Origin of the sequence: Vibrio sp. St2, assembly GCF_947311885.1 — a bacterium.
Classification (GTDB): Bacteria; Pseudomonadota; Gammaproteobacteria; order Enterobacterales; family Vibrionaceae; genus Vibrio; species Vibrio coralliilyticus.
In genome coordinates this window covers 1-20,743 of the sequence record NZ_CAMZNA010000012.1, presented here as the reverse complement: position 1 = coordinate 20,743, position 20,743 = coordinate 1, and the positions used below count along the sequence as shown (strand labels likewise).

Genomic DNA, 20,743 nt, shown 5'->3' with positions numbered 1-20,743 from the left:
TTCTAACTGAACTCACAATTTCCAAGATAACCGGATATCATCGATGCAAGAGCAATACAACCCGCAAGATATTGAACAGAAAGTTCAAAAGCACTGGGATGACAACAAGACCTTTGTTGTAAGTGAAGACCCAAATAAAGAAAAATTCTACTGTCTCTCTATGTTCCCTTACCCAAGTGGTCGACTGCACATGGGTCACGTGCGTAACTACACCATCGGTGATGTGGTATCTCGTTTCCAACGCCTGCAAGGCAAAAACGTAATGCAACCAATTGGTTGGGATGCATTTGGTCTACCAGCAGAAAACGCAGCGGTTAAGAACAACACGGCACCTGCACCATGGACTTACGAAAACATTGAGTACATGAAGAACCAGCTTAAAATGCTTGGTTTGGGTTACGACTGGAACCGTGAATTCGCAACTTGTACGCCAGAGTACTACCGTTGGGAGCAAGAGTTCTTCACTAAGCTTTACGAAAAAGGCCTAGTTTACAAGAAGATGTCTACAGTTAACTGGGATCCAGTTGACCAAACAGTTCTTGCGAACGAACAGGTTGTTGACGGCCGCGGCTGGCGTTCAGGCGCAATCGTTGAGCAGAAAGAAATTCCTCAATGGTTCATCAAAATTACTGAATACGCTCAAGAACTGATCGATGACCTAGACAAGCTAGATGGCTGGCCGGAAATGGTTAAAACCATGCAGCGCAACTGGATTGGTCGCTCTGAAGGTGTTGAACTCAAGTTCGAAGTAAAAGGTCAAGCTGACCTAGAAGTTTACACAACTCGCCCAGACACGCTAATGGGTGTGACTTATGTTGGTATCGCAGCAGGTCACCCTCTAGCAGCAGAAGCCGCTAAAACAAACCCTGAGCTAGCGGCTTTCGTTGAAGAATGTAAGAACAACAAAGTAGCAGAAGCTGAAATGGCGACAATGGAGAAGAAAGGTATGGCGACTGGCCTTACTGCTATTCACCCATTGAACGGCCGTGAGGTTCCTGTTTACGTGGCTAACTTCGTACTAATGGACTACGGTACAGGTGCTGTAATGGCAGTACCTGCACACGACCAACGCGACTACGAGTTCGCGACTAAGTACGGTCTAGACATCATCCCTGTGATCAAGCCTGCTGACGGCAGCGAACTGAACATCTCTGAAGAAGCGTACACTGAGAAAGGCGTACTGTTCGATTCAGGTGAGTTCGACGGTCTTGAATTCCAAGCAGCATTCGATGCAATCGCAGCGAAGTTAGAAGCTGAAGGCAAAGGCACTAAGACAGTTAACTTCCGTCTACGTGACTGGGGTGTATCTCGTCAACGTTACTGGGGCGCACCAATCCCAATGGTAACCACTGAAGATGGTGAAGTTCACCCAGTACCCGCTGACCAACTGCCAGTAGTCCTTCCAGAAGACGTGGTAATGGACGGCGTAACCAGCCCAATCAAATCTGATAAAGAGTGGGCGAAGACGACATTTAACGGCGAACCAGCTCTACGTGAAACTGACACGTTCGATACCTTCATGGAGTCTTCTTGGTACTACGCACGTTACTGCTCACCACAAGCTGACGACATCCTAGATCCAGAAAAAGCAAACTACTGGCTACCAGTAGACCAGTACATCGGTGGTATCGAGCACGCTTGTATGCACCTACTGTACTCTCGCTTCTTCCACAAATTGCTACGTGATGCGGGTTACGTAACCTCTGATGAACCATTCAAGCGCCTACTATGTCAAGGCATGGTACTGGCTGATGCATTCTCTTACGAGAACGAGAAAGGCGGTACTGAGTGGGTTGCACCTACTGACGTGACTGTTGAACGTGACGGTAAAGGCCGCATCACTTCAGCGAAAGACAACACTGGCCGTGACGTTGAACACTCAGGCATGATCAAGATGTCTAAGTCGAAGAACAACGGTATCGACCCGCAAGAGATGGTAGACAAGTACGGTGCTGACACAGTACGTCTATTTATGATGTTTGCTTCACCAGCAGACATGACACTTGAGTGGCAAGAGTCTGGCGTTGAAGGTGCTAACCGCTTCCTGAAACGTGTTTGGAAACTAGTAAACGAGCACGCTTCGAAAGGCGCGGCAGAAGCAGTGGATACCTCGGCACTGTCTAGCGACCAAAAAGCACTTCGTCGTGACGTTCACAAGACTATCGCGAAAGTGACGGATGATGTTGCTCGTCGTCAAACGTTCAACACAGCAATCGCAGCGATCATGGAACTAATGAACAAGCTAGCGAAAGCACCACAAGAATCTGCACAAGATCGTGCAATCCTTGATGAAGCGCTAAAAGCAGTTGTTGCAATGCTTTACCCAATCACTCCTCATATCTCTAGCGAAATGTGGGTAGGTCTTGGCGAAGCTGACATCGACAATGCAGCATGGCCAACACACGATGAGAAAGCTCTGGTTGAAGACGAGAAGCTAATCATCGTTCAAGTTAACGGTAAGCTACGTGCGAAACTGACTGTTCCAGCCGATATTTCTAAAGACGATATTGAAGCTCTAGGTCTAAACGATGAGAACGTAACTAAGTTCACAGACGGCAAGACTGTTCGTAAAGTGATTTACGTACCAGGTAAGCTTCTGAATATCGTTGCAAACTAAGCATTTGCAAAGTAAAGAAAGTGTTGCGAACTAATTCGTTAAACTAAAGTCTTAAGCAGGGTATATTTACCCTGCTTTACTTATCTAAGCCTATTCACTGAGTAGCCTTAGATAAGTATTCAAATAATCGAGAAACATCAACTAATGCGCCTATTTTCAATCTCAACTATTAAGCTCACCAGCGTTGTACTTGCAGCGAGCCTGCTGTCTGCCTGTGGTTTCCATCTCCGTGGTGATTACTCTATCCCGGAAGATCTCGACACGATGTCTCTTACCAGTTATGACCAGTACAGTACGTTTACCCGAATGATGAAAGCCCAACTGCGTATGAGTGAGATTGAAGTTGTTCCGCCTTCTGACAATATCCCGAATCTTCATTTAGTAAGTGAAGGTGTTGGTGAACGTACACTTTCTCTTTATCAAAATACTCGTGCAGCAGAGAAGGAACTTACCTTCCGAGCGTCTTACCGTGTAACTATCCCTGAACTAGGTTCGAAGACCTTTTCAACCAGTGTTACTCGAAGCTACTTAGATAACCCGCTAACAGCGCTGGCGAAGTCAGTAGAACGCGATATGATCGAAGATGAAATGCGTAAACTGGCTGCAACTCAGATCATTCGTCAAATGGCACGTTTAAAGGCAGATATCGAAGCTAACGAGCTTGATATGGAAGAGCAAGAGATCCAACTAAAAACAGACGAAGAGCAGTACCGAATCAAAACCTATTCGTCAGATGAGCCTCAAGGAGCATCTGACAGTAACTCAGCGGTTCAATAGTATCCTATGCGAATCTTCGCAGATCGGCTGGTGGGGCAGCTCAATAAGCAGCTCCACCCTACTTACCTGATTTTTGGCAATGAGCCATTACTACTACAAGAATCTCGCCAGTCCATTCAAAAAGCCGCTTACACTCAGGGCTTTGAAGAACGACACCGTTTCGCAATAGACAACAGCTTTGATTGGAACTTGGTGTATGACAGTTGCCAAGCATTAAGCCTGTTTTCATCGCGCCAATTGATTGAGTTAGAGCTCCCAGAATCAGGAGTAAACGCGGCGATTGCAAAAGAGCTAGTAGGCATTTCAGAAGTGTTGCACAGTGACATCATTTTAGTCGTAATTGGCACTAAGCTCACCAAAGCCCAAGAAAATGCTAAGTGGTTTAAAGCCTTATCTTCCCGTGGCTGCTGGGTAAATTGTCTCACCCCAGACCTCAGCCGCCTGCCTCAGTTTGTCCAGTCACGCTGTAGAGCACTGAACCTGAATCCGGATGCGGAAGCGATTCAAATGTTAGCTCAGTGGCATGAAGGCAACTTGTTTGCATTGACACAAAGCTTGGAAAAACTCGCCCTTTTGTACCCCGATGGGCAGTTAAACCTCATCAGACTCGAAGAATCATTGAGCCGACACAATCATTTTACCGCATTCCACTGGTCAGATGCTCTGCTAGCAGGTAAAGCTAACCGAGCTCAGCGAGTATTAAGACAACTAGAAGCGGAAGGCGTTGAAGCGGTAATTTTGCTTCGAACCATTCAGAAAGAGTTGACTCAGTTACTCTCGATGCAGCAGCAAATGCAATCGCAAACTATAGGACAAGTATTTGAACGCTACCGGATATGGCAATCAAAGCGGCCACTGTACTCTGCGGCGTTAAACCGTCTTTCACAGACAAAGATCACTCAGCTAATCCAGTTAATTGCTAAAGCCGAAGTTATCTCTAAAACTCAATATGAGATTTCAAGTTGGCCACTATTGCATCAGTTAAGTACTGAGATGTGCTTGCCACAAGTGAAGCTTTAAAAAGCGTGATATACTGCGCCGCTTTGATTTTAAACCGAATAAACAAATGAGGACCTGACTTTGCAACTTGAAGAACTGAATGATTTTCTAGTAGATAAAGCCGACGACATGAAAGCACAGGACATTAAAACACTTGATGTTCAAGGCAAATCCAGCATCACAGACTACATGATTATCTGCACAGGCACTTCAAAACGCCACGTTGCCTCTATTGCTGAACACGTAGCAAAAGAATCAAAAATGGCTGGACTTGAACCACTAGGCATCGATGGTGAAAGTGAAGGTGAGTGGGTCGTCCTTGATATGGGCACGACCATTGTTCATGTTATGCAGGAAGAACAACGCGAGCTATATCAACTGGAAAAACTTTGGGGCTAAGCGATGAAACTGCAATTGATCGCCGTTGGCACTAAAATGCCCAAATGGGTTGAAGAAGGCTTTCAAGAATATAAGCGCCGGTTTCCTCACGATATGCCACTGGAACTTGTTGAAATTCCAGCCGGAAAACGGGGAAAAAATGCCGATATTGCAAGGATTCTGCAAAAAGAAGGCGAAGCCATGCTGGCTGCGGTGCCAAAAGGCAATCGAATTGTTACCCTAGATATTCCCGGCAAAAAGTGGGATACCCCTCAGCTGGCGCAGCAACTAGACAGTTGGAAGTTAGATGGCCGTGATGTTTCCATACTTATTGGCGGCCCGGAAGGGTTAGCTCCAGCTTGTAAAGCAGCGGCCGATCAAAGCTGGTCGCTGTCAGCACTCACCTTGCCCCACCCTCTGGTTCGCATCGTGATGGCAGAAAGCCTCTATCGTGCCTGGAGTATCACTGCTAATCATCCATATCACCGAGAATAAGCGTCAATGTTAAGGAAGCGTACCCGAATCAGGGATTATCAAGAAGAAGCACGGCTGTTTAAAAGCCGGGCTATTGTCGCTTTCATTGGTATTGTCACTATGGTTGGCCTGTTAGTGGCCAACCTCTATAACATCCAGATCAACCAATACCAAGATTACAAAACCCGCTCAAACGATAATCGTATCAAAGTCGTCCCTATCGCGCCAAACCGCGGGTTGATCTATGACCGCAATGGTCAACTGCTCGCTGAAAACCGACCTGTCTTTAATTTGGAGATTACTCCAGAAAAAATTAAAGATATGGAAGCCACTATCGGTGGTCTTCAAGAGTTCATTGAAATAACTCCAGAGCAAGTCGAACGTTTCGAAAGAGAAAGACGCCAAACCCGACGTTTCAAATCGGTACCAATACTGACTCAGCTCACGCAAGAACAGGTCGCCAAGTTTTCGGTCAATCAGCATAAGTTCCCCGGTGTCGCTGTCAACGCGAGCTTAAAACGCCATTACCCATACGGCGATGTTTTGACCCATGTGATTGGTTATGTGTCGCGCATCAATGACCGCGATATGCAGCGGTTGATCCGCGAGGAAAAAGACGCTAACTATCAAGCAACACGTGATATCGGTAAGCTTGGTATCGAGCGTTATTACGAAGATCTGCTTCACGGAACAGCTGGTTATCAGGAAGTCGAAGTCAATAGCCGTGGTCGTATTATTCGCACCTTGAAGTACATTCCGCCAGTTCCTGGCAAAGACATCGTTCTCAATCTCGATATAAATTTGCAGCTCTACATTCACGAATTACTCGCTGGACGTCGTGGTAGTGCCGTAGTGCTCGATCCCAAAGACAACGGTGTCTTGGCCATGGTCTCGAGCCCAAGCTACGACCCCAATGCTTTCGTGCATGGCATTTCTGGCAAAGCCTACAGTGCTCTTCTCAACGATAAGAACCGTCCATTGGTTAACCGAGCCACTCTCGGCATTTATCCACCAGCATCGACAATTAAACCATTTTTAGCGGTAGCGGCTCTGGAAGAAGGCGTCATCACTCCATACACCACGCGTAATGACCCTGGTTACTGGAAGATTCCTAACTCTAAAACTAGGCCTTTCCGAGATTGGCTACGTTGGGGACACGGTAAAGTTAATATCGTCAAATCAATAGAAGAGTCCGTGGATACCTTCTTTTATCAGATAGCCTACGACATGGGCATCGATCGAATCTCTCGCTGGATGATGATGTTTGGTTTTGGTGAAAAAACCGGCATCGATATCTATGAAGAGAGCAAAGCAAACATGCCAACTCGTGAATGGAAAATGGCTCGTCACCGTGTACCTTGGTATCAGGGAGACACCATTCCTGTCGGCGTAGGCCAAGGGTATTGGACAGCAACACCTATGCAAATTGCGAAAGCGACCTCAGTGTTGGTTAACCGAGGCGAAGTGATCGCTCCTCACCTATTGAGAGCTACCATCGACAATGGCCAGAAATTTGATAAACAAGTGATGTCTGAGATCGAGACTTACCCGCCAATTACTGATGTCAAAGAAAAATTCTGGGACTTGTCGATAGAAGGGATGCGACTGGTTAACCACGGTAAAAAAGGCACAGCAAGACGCTCCTTCTACAATACGCCTTACGTCAGTGGCGGTAAATCTGGTACTGCACAGGTATTCGGTCTAGCAGAGGATGAAGAATACAACGCAGATGAAATTGCTGAGCACTTAAGAGATCACGCTCTATTTACCGGCTTTGCTCCATTGGAAGAACCTGAAGTGGTAGTGACGGTCGTACTTGAAAATGCGGGCGGAGGCTCTTCACAAGGTGGCCCTGTGGTCAGGCAGGTCTTTGACCGCGTGTTAGTAGAAGATAAAGAGGCGAAAGAATAATGGATTTTGATCCTGCTACAGGCCAAAACCGAGCGCTGTTCGAGCGCTTCCATATCGACTTGCCTTTACTGCTAGGTATTTTGGTATTAATGGGCTTCGGTCTAGTCGTAATGTACAGCGCCAGTGGCCAAAGTCTGGCGATGATGGATCGACAAGCGATGCGTATGGGGCTATCACTCGGTGTGATGGTAATTCTCGCTCAGATACCTCCCAGAACCTATGAATCTCTGGCTCCTCTAATGTTCATTGTCGGCGTTCTGCTGCTGTTCGGGGTTCTGTTTTTTGGTGAGGCTTCAAAAGGCGCACAGCGTTGGTTAAATCTAGGTTTTGTTCGTTTCCAGCCTTCAGAGCTACTCAAACTTGCTGTTCCATTAATGGTTGCGCGCTTCATTGGTAAGCGTTCACTCCCCCCAACGTTTCAGACTCTTGTAATGTCGTTGGTGATGGTCTTTGTACCAACCATTTTGATCGCAAAACAACCCGATTTAGGTACCTCGATTCTGATTGCCGCTTCAGGGATTTTTGTTATCTTCCTTGCTGGTATCAGTTGGAAAATCATCTTCGCTGCGGCCTGTGGCCTAGGCGCATTTCTGCCAATCTTGTGGTTCTTCCTGATGAGGGAATACCAGAAAGTCCGAGTTCGTACTCTGTTCAACCCGGAGTCTGATCCTCTTGGCGCTGGTTATCACATTATCCAAAGTAAGATTGCCATTGGTTCTGGCGGCATTGCTGGCAAAGGTTGGCTACAAGGGACCCAGTCTCAACTTGAGTTCTTACCAGAACGTCACACCGACTTTATTTTTGCCGTGATCGCCGAAGAATGGGGCCTGATTGGTATTCTGATTCTGCTTAGCTTGTATCTATTTATCATCGGACGCGGCCTAGTGCTAGCAAGTAAAGCGCAAACAGCTTTTGGCCGTATGATGGCCGGCAGTATCGTGCTCAGCTTCTTTGTTTATGTATTCGTAAACATTGGTATGGTGAGTGGCATCTTGCCAGTAGTAGGTGTTCCGCTGCCTCTGATTAGCTATGGCGGTACGTCCATGGTGACCTTAATGGCAGGCTTTGGCATATTAATGTCGATCCACACTCATAGAAAAGCATTTTCGAAGGCAACTTAAATGACAATAAATAAACCTCTGCTAGGCACGCTATGCGCCGTAACCATTCTAGCAGGTTGTTCCTCTGCGCCTTCAAAGCGTTACACGATAGACGACGATATTGCACCGGATGCCCCGATCTCCGTCGATCATATCGAAGATGCAAACCCTCAGTACGAACCGTACAGTTTGGGCGGCAATAGCGACTATACGCTTCGTGGACAACGCTACCAGATCATAAGAGAGCCCAAAGGATTTACTCAGGAAGGACAGGCATCTTGGTACGGGAAGAAGTTCCACGGTCACCTAACTTCCAACGGCGAAGTGTACGATATGTATTCCATGACGGCGGCGCATAAGACCTTACCGATACCGAGTTATGTCAAAGTAACCAATCAAGATAATGGTAAAACAGCCATTGTACGCGTTAACGATCGTGGTCCCTTTCATGAAGGTCGGATTATCGACCTCAGCTTTGCAGCCGCCACCAAATTAGATGTGGTCCGTACAGGCACTGCCAATGTGTCAATAGAGATCATCTCTGTCGACAAGCCAACGGAAGCACATAAACAAAAAGCACTACCAAAGTTCGTTGTTCAGGTTGCGTCTTCACAACATGAAGACAGAGTACGAACTTTAGCGCAAGATCTGAGTCAAACACTTTCGGTAAAGAGCTATATCAGCTCGGATAAAAACCTGCACCGCGTGTTTTTGGGCCCGTTTGATGACTATATGCTGACGCAAAAGGCCTTAGAACAAGTTAAGCTGATGGGCTATTCGAGTGCTTTTATAAAATCCCAGTAGTCCTCAATCCAGTGTGAGGTACGCCGCACACTGGTTTGAGCGATTGTTTCTGTTAATATATGGACAGTTAATAAAAACCTGTAGTCAATATGAAAAAAACAACGCTAATTAAATCCGTTTTTGCGTCTTCTATTGCGCTTTCTGCAACTTTCGCATCATCTTCGTTTGCCACCCCAATTGTTGTACCAGACGCTCCTCAAATCGCTGCGAAAGGCTACGTTTTGATGGACTATAACTCAGGTAAGATCCTCGCAGAGAAAGAGATGAACACTAAGTTGTCTCCTGCAAGTCTGACCAAAATGATGACCAGTTACGTGATCGGCCAAGAACTCGAGCGTGGTAATATTTCGCTTCAAGACGACGTAACCATCAGCAAGAATGCGTGGGCTAAAAACTTCCCAGATTCTTCAAAGATGTTTATCGAAGTCGGCACGACAGTTAAAGTCGAAGAACTTAACCGCGGCATCATTGTTCAATCGGGTAACGATGCGTGTGTTGCGATGGCAGAGCATATTGCAGGGTCGGAAGATGCCTTCGTGGATCTGATGAATGCTTGGGCGGATACGCTCGGCATGAAAGACACTCACTTTGCTAACGTTCACGGCTTAGACAACCCTAACCTGTACTCGACGCCTTACGATATGGCGCTACTTGGCCAAGCATTAATTCGTGACGTGCCAGACGAGTACCGTATTTACTCAGAGAAGAAATTCACCTACAACGGCATTACCCAATACAACCGCAACGGCTTACTTTGGGACAAGAGCATGAACGTTGACGGTATCAAAACCGGTCACACAAGCAATGCAGGTTATAGCCTAGTGAGCTCGGCCACTGAAGGTAAAATGCGCCTTGTTGCTGTCGTCATGGGCACTAAGAATGCAAACGCACGTAAATCAGAAAGCAAAAAACTACTGAGTTACGGCTTCCGCTTCTTTGAAACTGTTGCTCCACATAAAGCTGGTGAAACCTTCGTTGAAGAAAAAATCTGGATGGGCGACAAAGATACCGTTGCACTGGGTCTAGATCAGGACACTTACGTTACCCTTCCTCGTGGACAGGCCAAAAACCTTCAGGCGAGCTTCGTACTTGAAAAAGAGCTGGAAGCCCCAATTAAGAAAGGTGACGTAGTTGGTAAGCTATACTATCAACTAGAAGGCGAAGATGTTGCTGAGTACCCACTTCTGGCATTAGAAGATGTCAATAAAGGTAGTCTGTTCAGCCGTCTGTGGGATTACATCGTGATGCTGTTTAAGAGCTTCCTGTAATTCAAACCACACATTCATCTAAAGCCGCATAATGCGGCTTTTTTTGTTCCTGCCAAACGCAAGTCGGCAGGATCTTGAGATTTAAAATTAATGGCAGTACTATTCCGCGCTGCTAAAACGACTTTCCAACTTGGAGTTTCAACATGTTGACTATCAACTCAGATGCAAAACTGAAAGACCTGCTTGAGTTCCCTTGCTCATTTACTTACAAGGTGATGGGCTATGCGAAACCTGAACTGCCAGAGAAGGTTCTAGAGGTGATCCAACGCCACGCTCCAGGTGATTACAGCCCTAGTGTAAAACCTAGTGCGAAAGGCAACTACCACTCAGTGTCTGTGACAATCACAGCGACTTCCATTGAACAGGTAGAAACGTTATACAAAGAATTGGGCGAGATTGATATCGTGCGCATGGTTCTATAATTTTATTTGATAAAGTAAAATTATTTTGAAAGCAGCGTAAGCTGCTTTCTTTTTAGATATCAAACAGATAATAATCCTGTATTTTATCAAGGGTTAAAAATGTGTTACTGGTATATAGTTCATTGACCAGAACCAGTTTATAATCCACAAACTTTATTTACGGGCAATAGGATTAGGGATGCACAACCAGCTTGTTGTTAAACACTTAGGTAGGCAAGATTATGAGCCTATCTGGCAAGCCATGCATGACTTCACAGACACTCGTACAGAGGACACCTGTGACGAAGTTTGGCTAGTTGAACACAACCCAGTGTTTACACAGGGGCAAGCAGGTAAAGAAGAGCACCTGATCAATACGGGCGACATCCCAGTTGTTCAAAGCGACCGAGGGGGTCAGGTTACCTACCACGGTCCAGGTCAACTTGTGGCTTATTTCCTGATAAATTTACGTCGTAAAAAACTCGGTGTTAGAGATCTCGTCACTCATATTGAGAATCTCGTGATCAACACACTTAAAAATTACAATATTGAGTCAGCGGCACGACCGGATGCACCAGGCGTCTATGTTGATGGTAAAAAGATCTGCTCACTAGGATTGAGAATTCGTAAGGGATGCTCTTTCCACGGTTTAGCACTCAACGTAAATATGGACTTGTCACCATTTCTACGTATCAATCCATGCGGCTATGCTGGCATGGAAATGGTTCAGGTTAGCCAGCTTGGCGGCCCGGATGATCTTACCCAGGTTGAGAAGACACTAGTCGAAGAACTTGTCACTTTGCTTAACTACGAGCAAGTGGAATTCAGCAAAGAGGCCTCTCCTACGCGATGAGAAGCAAAGAGAAGTAAAGAAGCATGAGTAAACCAATCCAAATGGAAAAAGGCGTTAAATACCGTGACGCCGACAAGATGGCACTGATTCCAGTCAAGAACATGCCAACTGAGCAAAAAGAAATTCTGCGCAAACCAGACTGGATGAAGATCAAGCTGCCTGCTGACAGCCAACGTATTCAAGATATCAAATCGGCAATGCGTAAAAACAACCTTCACTCGGTATGTGAAGAAGCCTCTTGTCCAAACTTGGCTGAGTGTTTTAACCACGGCACGGCGACCTTTATGATTCTTGGCGCTATCTGTACTCGCCGCTGTCCATTCTGTGATGTCGCACATGGCCGCCCGGTTGCTCCAGAAGAGAATGAACCACAAAAACTGGCTCAGACTATCTCCGACATGAAGCTAAAATACGTGGTTATCACTTCCGTAGACCGCGACGACCTTCGTGACGGTGGTGCCAAGCACTTCGCCGATTGTAACCGTGAGATTCGTGCCAAAAATCCAAACATCCGCATCGAGACTCTGGTTCCAGATTTCCGCGGCCGTATGGATGTAGCACTTGAATTAATGAAAGACAATCCACCAGATGTCTTCAACCATAATTTGGAAACGGCCCCTCGTCTGTATCGCAAAGCTCGTCCAGGTGCAAACTACAAATGGTCGCTGCAACTGCTTAAGAAATTCAAAGAGCAGCATCCAGATGTACCGACTAAATCAGGCTTGATGATGGGCCTAGGTGAAACCAAAGAAGAGATCGTCGAAGTCTTGAAAGACCTGCGTGCGCACGGTGTGACGATGCTGACTCTAGGCCAGTATTTGGCACCAAGTCGCCACCATCTTCCAGTGGAGCGTTACGTACCACCTTCAGAATTTGATGAGCTCAAAGAGATTGCTTTGGAGCTCGGCTTTACCCATGCTGCGTGTGGACCATTTGTCCGTTCTTCTTACCACGCTGACCTTCAGGCACAAGGTGTGGAAGTAAGCTAAGTGTTCTTTTAGTTAATAGAAAGGGCTGACTGCATAAGTCAGCCCTTTTTAATTTCGTTTCTTGAATGAGACACAACTCTTCTATAGGCTTACCCCTAACAACACTAAAAAGTACATCTTCCAAGGAATTATTATGAAAAAATTAGGTTTTGTTGCTGTCGCTCTTGCCGCACTGACAGCAGGTTGCGCTTCTAATACACAGCAAGACAATTTCCGTGAAGCTTCTTTTGAGCTGTGTAATACAGAGGTTGAGCTTTACTCTGTAAGCGATGATGGTCGCGTACGTATCGTTTGTGCTGACGGTTCTAAATTTGCTCTAACTAGTGAAGCTACTCTAGAAACCATGCGTGACATCAACATCGATTACTGTGATGGTGAAGGCCTAGGTAAGTTCAGCGAAAGCCGCAAGTACTACTCTTTCAAATGTAAGTCAGGCACTCTGCTGAGCATTTCAAAATAAGCTCAAGCTAGAATCAAAAAAAGGTTGATATGATATCAACCTTTTTTATTTCATCTCATCCGTGGATTAAGCTACTTAAACGTTCTTACCGACAACACCTTACCGTTGCTGCCCCCCATGCTGGTCACTTCAACTTCTAGCGAGTTCATCGAGATAATGCCATCCGTTGAACAGATCACGAAGACATAGGCGCACGAAAATTTGTCTTCAAAAGGCATAGGAATACGGTTCCAGTAGAACTCGCTTGCTTTCGCATCAGTCCGGAATTTACGGTAATCGGCTGGAGCCGTAGAACCACTCTGCTTAGCAATATGCGCAGCAAAGACACGATTCTGGTCCTTATCCACACCAATAGCCATTTCACAGCCGCTGAAAGGGCCAGATGCCAACCAACCAACACCGCTGCCCGTGTAACGCCCTACTACCGCTTTCGTTTCAGCATAAGGCACCCATACGCCGGCATCGACTGATGAATCATCACGAGTCAAAACAACTTTACCATCGCGCTCCAGCAAAGTGACGCCATATTGCTTTTCCAAATAGCCATTTTCGCTGTTCTCTGGCCGGCATGATAGGCGTATATCCATTTCAATATTTTTGCCTACTAAAGCGGTCAGATTTTCTTTCGTTGGACGCATTCAACTCTCCCTTATGAATTACCAATTAAGACTAAGTATATAGATTTAAACTCAATGCCAATCAATTATAGATATGAAACATTGTGATTATGTTTTCGTTTTTAATCGTTAATAAATGAGCAATATGTATGATAGGGGAAGTTAGAGGAAGACTGGTTTATCCAGTTGATCTTTATGAAGTAAACTCGCAAAAAATAAAAAGCCCCCCGAAGGAGGCTATTGCAGCATACAGTTAGTGAAACCAAAAACTGGAAGGTTTATGGTTCTATTCTGAGTGCTGTTTAAGCGTAAACAGGTAGACGCTTACAGATCTCTAGAACCTTGGCTTTAGTTGCCGAGATAACATCATCATTTCCGATGTTATCTAGAACGTCACACATCCAGTTCGCTAGCTCTTTTGCATCTTCTTCAGTGAAACCACGACGAGTGATTGCTGGAGAGCCTACACGGATACCAGAAGTCACAAACGGGCTACGTGGATCGTTTGGTACTGAGTTCTTGTTTACCGTGATGTTTGCTGCACCAAGTGCTGCATCAGCATCTTTACCTGTGATGTCTTTGTCGATGAGGTCAACTAGGAACAGGTGGTTCTCTGTACCGTTAGAAACGATCTTGTAACCACGCTCTTGGAACTGGGCAACCATCGCTTTAGCGTTCTTCACTACGCGCGCTTGGTATGCTTTGAATTCTGGCTCCATTGCTTCTTTGAACGCTACCGCTTTGCCTGCGATAACATGCATCAGAGGACCACCCTGACCACCAGGGAATACCGCTGAATTCAGCTTCTTGTACATATCTTCGCCAGCGTTAGACAGGATTAGACCACCACGTGGGCCTGCTAGTGTCTTGTGCGTTGTCGTCGTCACTACGTGAGCGTGAGGGACTGGCGTTGGGTATTCGCCTGCTGCGATTAGACCCGCAACGTGCGCCATGTCTACGAACAGGTACGCGCCGGCTTTGTCTGCGATTTCACGCATGCGAGCCCAGTCAACGATTTGAGAGTAGGCCGAGAAGCCGCCGATAATCATCTTAGGCTTGTGCTCTAGAGCAAGTTGCTCCATCTCGTCGTAGTTGATTTGACCCGCTTCGTCGATACCGTAAGGAATCACGTTGTAGTGTTTACCAGAGAAGTTTACTGGTGAGCCATGAGTCAAGTGACCACCATGCGCTAGGCTCATACCTAGAACAGTATCACCTGGATTTAGCAATGCCATGTACACAGCGCTGTTTGCTTGTGAGCCCGAGTGAGGTTGAACGTTAGCGTACTCACAGCCGAATAGCTGACATGCACGATCAATTGCCAAAGCTTCCGCTTTATCAACGTATTCACAACCGCCATAGTAACGCTTGCCAGGGTAGCCTTCAGCGTATTTGTTTGTTAGCTGAGAACCTTGAGCTTCCATTACACGTGGGCTCGTGTAGTTTTCAGAAGCGATTAGTTCAATGTGTTCTTCCTGGCGAAGAGTTTCTTCTTGGATTGCTGCGAACAGTTCCGCATCGTAATCTGCGATGTTCATATCACGCTTTAGCATCTGTATCTCCTGACTCAGATTTAAACTGAAATTTGCAAAAAACCTACCAATGACCCTATTAATCTACGTAAATTGATTCACGCAAACGTTTGCATCACGTTAATAGCGCGCATTCTACATAATTTGATCTTGGCCATAAAGAGAAAGTTTTACTTTTTCTCATGCAGATTCTTCATGTGGTTCTACAAGGATTGTCATATTGTCACCTTTCTAAAACGTATAAATATGAAAAGTGTCAATTTTTCCCTTTACACCCCGTAAAACGATAATTACATAGGTTTACCTTAAATTTGCTTCTCAAGCTACCGAAAACCTCATTTTTTAAATAGTATGCGCGCCATTATCTACTGTAAAAGTTTCAAATTGATGGAAAAACACTCACGCAAAGAAGATTGGATTGCTATTTTAACTGGAACATTTCTGGTCGCTCAGGGCGTTTTCTTCCTCCAATCTGCAAATCTGTTAACCGGAGGCACCACAGGTTTGGCCCTGCTTATGAGCCAGTTTGTGTCACTTTCCTTCGGTACGCTTTACTTTTTGGCCAACAGTCCTTTTTATTTACTCGCGTGGAAGCGTTTTGGCTCAAGATTTGCCTTCAACAGTGCTATTTCTGGTGCCTTGGTTTCTGTGTTTACAGACCACCTATCTCTGGTCGTCAGCCTTGAAACGGTCAACGTTGTGTATTGCGCGGTTGCCGGTGGGTTACTGATGGGTTTGGGTATGCTTATACTGTTCCGTCATCGCTCAAGTCTCGGCGGTTTCAACGTACTTTGCCTGTTTATTCAGGATAAGTTCGGCATTTCAGTGGGCAAATCTCAGCTAGCCATCGATTGTTGCATCTTGTTCGCTTCATTCTTTTTTGTCTCTCCTGAAGTCATCGGGTTATCCATTCTGGGCGCTATCCTGCTCAATGTTGTGTTAGCTATGAATCACAAACCAACCCGTTATTCCGTCAATTACGGTTGAGAACCACTAGATAAAAAAAGCCCGCGAATTGCGGGCTTTTTGAGTTATTAGTTGCTGCGATTAGTGTGAGGTTCTGGCCTTCACATCGTGGCTTAGCTCTTTGTTCAGTTCAGCTTCCACATGACCCGGTGACTGCGTACTTGCTGAAATCAGTCGGTACATCGCAGGGATAACAAACAAAGTCACCAGCGTTGCGAAACCCATACCGAAGAAGATCACCGTACCTACCGCCACTCGGCTTTCATAACCTGCCCCTGTCGATAAGATCAACGGAATTGCACCAGCAAGCGTGGTGAATGCCGTCATCATGATTGGGCGCAGACGACGTGCTGCGGCATCGACAATCGCTTTCTCAAATTCGAAGCCGCGATCACGAAGCTGGTTCGCAAACTCAACGATCAGGATACCGTTCTTGGTCACCATACCAATCAACATGATCATGCCAATCTGGCTGTAGATATTCAGCCCCTGACTCATAAAGAACAAGCCCAAGAAGCCGCCAAATACCCCCATAGGGACAGTGAACATCACCACCAGTGGGTTAATGAAACTTTCAAACTGCGCTGCCAAGACCAAGTACGCGACCAAAAGTGCTAAGCCAAACACCACCAGAATACTGGATTGGTTCTCTTTATAATCTTTCGATTCACCAGAGTAGCTGACTGAGATATCGCCCGGCAGAATGTCCACCGCTTGTTGATCTAGGAAGTCCAGTGCCTGACCTAAGGTATACCCGTCAGACAAGTTTGCCGTTACGGTAATCGATTTCTGTTTGTTGTAGTGCGACAAACGAATCGACGAAGCCACTTCTTCAATCTTAGTGACCGCATCCAGTGTCACCAACTCGCCAGAACTGGTTCGCAGATAAATCTGGCTCAGATCCGTCGCGTTATTGAAGCTGTTCTCATCACCGCGCAAATAAACATCATATTCTTCACCACGCTCGACAAAAGTCGTTTCACTCTTACCGCCAAGCATAATTTCTAAGGTCTCAGAAATCTCTGATACGCTGATACCCAACTCTGCCGCACGTTGTTTATCAACCGTCACCACCAGCTCAGGGGTTCGCTCAGAATAGTTGATGTCCGCCCCTTCCATGATCGGAGACTCTTCTGCTAACTGCTCAAGCTTTTCGGCCCACTGTTTCAGCTCAGGGTAATCAGAACCACCTAACACGAACTGGACGGGCTCACTAGAACCACCTCTGAAGCCCGGCATAAATGGGAAGACACGAACATCAGGAATACCAACCAGTGCCTTTCTCACCTCTCCTAGCGCCTGCTGAGCCGTTACATCACGATCATTCCAGTCATCCAGAATCATGATGACAAAACCCGTCTGGTCACCGGCGTTACCGCCAAAGGCTGGCGATTGAATACTGAAGGACTTAAGGAAACCTTCGCCCAGTAGCGGCAACAAGCGCTCCTCGACGATATCCATGTTCGCAGCCATGCGGTTGTAACTGGTAGCATCAGCGCCACGAACAAAGGCAAAGATCACCCCGCGGTCTTCAGATGGCGTGAGCTGAGAAGGCACTTGCTTCATCAAGCCCCAACTTCCGCCGATACAGGTCAAAATGATCAGAGGCGCCGCCCATTTCCATTTCAAGGCTCCACGCAGTACTTTACGGTAACCGCTTTCCAGATGACCAAACATGCGATCGATGAAACGGTTAAAGCGGTTTGGTTTCACGTTAGCCTTTAATAGTTGGCTGCCTAGTACTGGCGTCAGAGTCAGTGCAATCAGTGATGAGAAAATCACCGACATCGCCAACAATACCGAGAACTCTGTAAACAGCAGGCCTACCATGCCATCCATAAACGAGATGGGCAGGAAAACCATGACCAGTACCAGAGTTGTCGCCACAACGGCAAAGCCAACTTCACGTGTCCCTTTGTATGCCGCCAATAGTGGTTTTTCACCCCGCTCGATATGGTGGAAGATGTTCTCCACCACCACGATGGCGTCATCGACCACCAATCCAATCGACAATATCAGCGCCATCAGCGTGATAAGGTTGATGGAAAAACCGAGGTAGTAAGCGGCCATGAAGGATGAAATCAAAGAAACAGGCACCGTTACTGCTGGGATCAGCGTGGCTCGTGCCTGACCAATGAATATGTACAGCACGAGAATGACCAGACCACCGGTAATAAACAGAGTGCTATACACTTCTGCTATCGAACGCTCAATAAAAACGGTTGAATCATAGTCGATGGCAAGACGAGTTCCTGATGGAAGGAACTGCTGGATTTTTTCCACTTCATCATGCACTAAGTCCGCTACTTCAAGCGGATTAGCATCTGATTGAGGCACAATACCCATGCTGACATTAACAACACCATCACTCTTAAAGGTCGAATTTTCGTTCTCCGCGCCAATATAGACATCAGCCACATCTTTCAAATAGATGGGAGTATTGTCACTGGCACGCTTAACCACCAAATATTCAAAATCTTCAGCCACGTTGTAGCTGCGAGCAGTACGAACCGACATTACGATCTGATCGTTACGTACCTCGCCGCCCGGGCTTTCAATATTTTCGTTGTTGAGTGCCGCAGTAATGTCAGACGTTGTGACTCCACGCCCCGCCATCTGGGCAGGTTTCAGCTTAACGTACATGACTTTGTACAAGCCACCAGACACGTCCACCGAACTTACACCTGAGATCAAACTGAACCTGTCGAGTAGGACTCGGTCAACATAATCCGTCAACTGCGTCCGATCCATTTCTGAAGAACTCAGATTGATGTAGAGAGACGCTTCACCGGAGCCATTATTCTTATAAACAATCGGATCATCCGCCTCATCAGGCAAGGAACGCTGCGCACGTGCAACCGCATCCCGAACGTCACTGACACCAGTATTGAGATCATACCCGAGCTCAAAAGTAATCGTGATTCGTGAACTGCCATTACGCGTGGTCGATTCAATTTCATCAATACCGCTGATACCAGAAAGCTGATCTTCCAGTGCAGACGTAATTTGGCTTTCAATAATGGTCGCTGAAGCACCTTCATAACGAGTACTGATTGAAACGACCGGACTTTCAATATCCGGCATTTCGCGTACCGCCAGTTTACTGAAAGAGACAATACCAAACACACACAGCAGTAAGCTGAGAACGACCGCCGCAACAGGTCGTTTTACTGAAGCATCAGATAACCACATTAGCTGTTACCTTCTTGCTCATTATTCAGTGGTTTGCCATCTTCACCCAGTTCACTCACGGCAACGCCATCGCGCATGTTCACAATGCCTTGAACAACGATTTTCTGGCCAATATCCAGGCCCTTTTCAATCACGACCTGGTTGCCGATACGAGCGCCTAAGAAGACTTCAGTGCGAACCGCTTTGTTGTCGTCACCAACCACGTAGACGTAACGTTTGGTGCCAGAATATTCGAGTGCCTGAACAGGAATAATCGGCGCTTCCATTGGAGGAAAATCCATATCCGCAGCCACTAACATACCCGGTTTGAGGCTTTGTTTTGGATTGTCAAAGTGGATACGAACCCTTAAGTTAAGGGTTTCTTCATTGATTCGTGAATCGATACCCACGACTTCGCCAGTGAACACAGCATCATTCCATGCTGCCGTCTTTGCTGTTACTTTCATGCCTTTAGAGATCTGAGATAGATAGCGCTCCGGCACTTGTAAATCTAACTGCATCACTGACAGGTCATCCAGTGCCACTAATTCATCACCCGCACTGACCATTTTGCCTAAGCTGAAATCCACAAAGCCAACCGTGCCGGAAAACGGTGCAGTAATATGTAGGTCACTCAAGTTAGCATTCGCGGCATCAAGACGTGCTTTAGCGATTTCTACGCTGGTTTTCTGCGCGTCTATTTCTGTCTGAGTAATCGCATTGCGCGTCACCAAACGTTCAAATTCTCTCAATTTGCGTTCTTCATCTTTCAGGTACGCTTGAGCCTCCGCCACGCTGGCTCTGGCCTTATCATCGTTAAGCTGAATCAGCATCTGGCCTTGTTTGACTTCCTGATTCGCCTTAACTGCAATGACATCCACCTTTCCAGTTACTTCCGAAGAGACTACAACAGATTGCTCGGCTTCCAGCTTTCCAACTAACGACAGGGACTGAGAAACTTGATGAATCTGGACCTGTTCAGTCACCACGGTAACTGTCTGTGGACTTTGTCGTTTAGCTTGCACTGCAGGTGCTGCGGCTAGAATAGACAACGACAAAATGCTCAGAATGATTTTATTTTTCATGTTTAAATTCTGCCTCAAAAAACTCCGTACATTGTACTCGTTAAACCGCGCTGGAAACGTCAAGTAATGTAAAGAGAGAGCAATAAACTGTAAGTTTAGACGTTGATTACGTGAGCTTTTAGGTCAATTACTGGCATCTTTGCCCAAAAAGCCAGCATTCAATTCAAAATCATAAGAAAAGGCTTTACAGGTTTAGCGAGTTTGCTATGATGCGCTCCGCACTTGAGTGATGTGTTGGGAAATCATTTCTTAAGTATAAAAACACCCTGGAGGGGTTCCCGAGTGGCCAAAGGGATCAGACTGTAAATCTGCTGGCACTGCCTTCGATGGTTCGAATCCGT

18 protein-coding genes are annotated in these 20,743 nt (G+C 46.3%); 14 read left to right on the top strand and 4 right to left on the bottom strand.

Annotated elements, in window-relative coordinates:
* Positions 1-43: 43 nt before the first annotated feature.
* From leuS to QMA41_RS22130, 13 genes are all read left to right on the top strand, one after another.
* Positions 44-2,617: a leucine--tRNA ligase gene (gene leuS, locus QMA41_RS22190; protein ID WP_281630645.1), complete on the top strand. Its 2,574-nt coding sequence runs from the start codon at positions 44-46 to the stop codon at positions 2,615-2,617.
* A 144-nt stretch (positions 2,618-2,761) separates the two neighbouring features.
* The gene (lptE, locus tag QMA41_RS22185) at positions 2,762-3,394 is read left to right on the top strand and encodes an LPS assembly lipoprotein LptE (RefSeq protein WP_019277803.1); all 633 of its coding nucleotides are present in this window, start codon (positions 2,762-2,764) and stop codon (positions 3,392-3,394) included.
* A gap of 6 nt (positions 3,395-3,400) precedes the next feature.
* Positions 3,401-4,414 (top strand): DNA polymerase III subunit delta, encoded by a 1,014-nt coding sequence (gene holA / locus QMA41_RS22180; protein ID WP_281630644.1) that lies wholly within the window; start codon positions 3,401-3,403, stop codon positions 4,412-4,414.
* Positions 4,415-4,474: 60 nt separating this feature from the next.
* The gene (gene rsfS, locus QMA41_RS22175; RefSeq protein WP_006957358.1) at positions 4,475-4,792 is read left to right on the top strand and encodes a ribosome silencing factor; all 318 of its coding nucleotides are present in this window, start codon (positions 4,475-4,477) and stop codon (positions 4,790-4,792) included.
* Between the two features lie 3 nt (positions 4,793-4,795).
* Entirely contained in the window at positions 4,796-5,266 is a 471-nt protein-coding gene (gene rlmH, locus QMA41_RS22170; protein ID WP_006957357.1) for a 23S rRNA (pseudouridine(1915)-N(3))-methyltransferase RlmH, read from the top strand.
* Between the two features lie 6 nt (positions 5,267-5,272).
* Complete coding sequence (gene mrdA / locus QMA41_RS22165; RefSeq protein WP_281630643.1) at positions 5,273-7,156, top strand: penicillin-binding protein 2; 1,884 nt, start codon at positions 5,273-5,275, stop codon at positions 7,154-7,156.
* Entirely contained in the window at positions 7,156-8,277 is a 1,122-nt protein-coding gene (rodA, locus tag QMA41_RS22160; RefSeq protein WP_006957355.1) for a rod shape-determining protein RodA, read from the top strand. Before mrdA ends, rodA begins: the two co-directional genes overlap by 1 nt.
* Positions 8,278-9,060, top strand: coding sequence for a septal ring lytic transglycosylase RlpA family protein (locus tag QMA41_RS22155; RefSeq protein WP_281630642.1), 783 nt, complete (start codon positions 8,278-8,280; stop codon positions 9,058-9,060).
* Between the two features lie 89 nt (positions 9,061-9,149).
* A complete protein-coding gene (locus QMA41_RS22150; RefSeq protein ID WP_006957353.1) occupies positions 9,150-10,328 on the top strand; it encodes a serine hydrolase in 1,179 nt (392 codons plus the stop codon).
* A gap of 143 nt (positions 10,329-10,471) precedes the next feature.
* Entirely contained in the window at positions 10,472-10,750 is a 279-nt protein-coding gene (gene ybeD, locus QMA41_RS22145) for a DUF493 family protein YbeD (protein ID WP_006957352.1), read from the top strand.
* Between the two features lie 178 nt (positions 10,751-10,928).
* Positions 10,929-11,582: a lipoyl(octanoyl) transferase LipB gene (lipB, locus tag QMA41_RS22140; RefSeq protein ID WP_006957351.1), complete on the top strand. Its 654-nt coding sequence runs from the start codon at positions 10,929-10,931 to the stop codon at positions 11,580-11,582.
* A gap of 23 nt (positions 11,583-11,605) precedes the next feature.
* Positions 11,606-12,571 carry a lipoyl synthase gene (gene lipA / locus QMA41_RS22135; RefSeq protein WP_006957350.1) on the top strand — a complete coding sequence of 322 codons (966 nt, stop codon included), beginning with the start codon at positions 11,606-11,608 and terminating at the stop codon, positions 12,569-12,571.
* Between the two features lie 133 nt (positions 12,572-12,704).
* Positions 12,705-13,031 carry a hypothetical protein gene (locus tag QMA41_RS22130; RefSeq protein WP_019277808.1) on the top strand — a complete coding sequence of 109 codons (327 nt, stop codon included), beginning with the start codon at positions 12,705-12,707 and terminating at the stop codon, positions 13,029-13,031.
* A gap of 71 nt (positions 13,032-13,102) precedes the next feature.
* Here the strand turns inward: QMA41_RS22130 and QMA41_RS22125 are convergent, their stop codons facing one another.
* Together QMA41_RS22125 and glyA are read right to left on the bottom strand one after the other, a co-directional pair.
* Positions 13,103-13,669 carry a hypothetical protein gene (locus QMA41_RS22125; RefSeq protein ID WP_006957348.1) on the bottom strand — a complete coding sequence of 189 codons (567 nt, stop codon included), beginning with the start codon at positions 13,667-13,669 and terminating at the stop codon, positions 13,103-13,105.
* A gap of 281 nt (positions 13,670-13,950) precedes the next feature.
* Complete coding sequence (gene glyA / locus QMA41_RS22120) at positions 13,951-15,201, bottom strand: serine hydroxymethyltransferase (protein WP_006957347.1); 1,251 nt, start codon at positions 15,199-15,201, stop codon at positions 13,951-13,953.
* Between the two features lie 366 nt (positions 15,202-15,567).
* On the opposite strand from glyA, the gene QMA41_RS22115 reads away from it, so the two are divergent.
* Positions 15,568-16,167 carry a YitT family protein gene (locus QMA41_RS22115; protein WP_281630641.1) on the top strand — a complete coding sequence of 200 codons (600 nt, stop codon included), beginning with the start codon at positions 15,568-15,570 and terminating at the stop codon, positions 16,165-16,167.
* A gap of 60 nt (positions 16,168-16,227) precedes the next feature.
* Here QMA41_RS22115 and vexH read toward each other — a convergent pair whose 3' ends face one another.
* Complete coding sequence (vexH, locus tag QMA41_RS22110) at positions 16,228-19,338, bottom strand: vibriobactin export RND transporter permease subunit VexH (protein ID WP_281630640.1); 3,111 nt, start codon at positions 19,336-19,338, stop codon at positions 16,228-16,230.
* A complete protein-coding gene (locus tag QMA41_RS22105) occupies positions 19,338-20,402 on the bottom strand; it encodes an efflux RND transporter periplasmic adaptor subunit (protein ID WP_281630639.1) in 1,065 nt (354 codons plus the stop codon). The genes vexH and QMA41_RS22105 overlap by 1 nt, the downstream gene beginning before the upstream one ends.
* Positions 20,403-20,743 lie beyond the last annotated feature (341 nt).